This is a genomic window from Myroides sp. LoEW2-1, assembly GCF_009767705.1.
GTDB classification, from domain to species: Bacteria; Bacteroidota; Bacteroidia; order Flavobacteriales; family Flavobacteriaceae; genus Flavobacterium; species Flavobacterium album_A.
On sequence record NZ_WSPP01000321.1, the window covers coordinates 1 to 748 of the forward strand.

1 protein-coding gene is annotated in these 748 nt (G+C 29.3%); it reads left to right on the top strand.

Features of this window, described 5'->3' with window-relative positions; genetic code table 11:
* Positions 1-748, top strand: a 748-nt coding sequence (locus GOQ24_RS15235; RefSeq protein WP_160340076.1) for a peptidase M14, incomplete at both ends; no start/stop codon positions are given.

Below are 748 nucleotides of genomic sequence, written 5' to 3' on the forward strand. Positions count from 1 at the left end.
TGAATTTTATACAAGAGTAAATGCTAATGGAATAGATTTGAATCGAGATTCAATAGATTTGAAAGAACCAGAAAGTAGAATTCTTCGAAAAAGTATAGAGGATTTCAAACCTAATTTTGCATTTAATCTACATGATCAAAGAACTATTTTTGGAGTGGGTTCAAGTAATCTACCAGCTACTATTTCTTTCTTGTCACCAGCATATAATTTTGAGCGCGATATTAATTCATATAGGGAAGTAGCTATGAAGTTGATTGCTGCTGTCAAAGATAAATTAGAAAGAGATCTTCCTGGTCAGGTAGGTAGATTTGATGATAGTTTTAATATTAATTGCATAGGTGATTATTGTCAGACACTCAATATACCAACTGTGTTATTTGAAGCAGGGCATTATCAAGGAGATTATGATCGAGAGCAAACGAGAATGTTTGTATTTAAATCTTTGTTGTATATGCTTGATGGAATAGCTACTCAATCATATTTTAACTATACTATTGAAGATTATTTTCAAATCCCAGAAAATGAGAAAAACTTTTGTGATGTAGCTTTAACCAATGTAGTCTTTAGTGATTCTGGTGAAAGTTATATTGTGAATATTCAATTTTTAGAAGAATTAGAGGAGGAAAAAGTTAAATTTTGCCCCATTGTTGTGGATATTAATAAAAAACAAAGTAAATTTGTGCATCTTTCAATAAATAAAGTTTTTTACTTTAAAAAAAGTAGTAGATTTATGATAGAGATGTTGAAT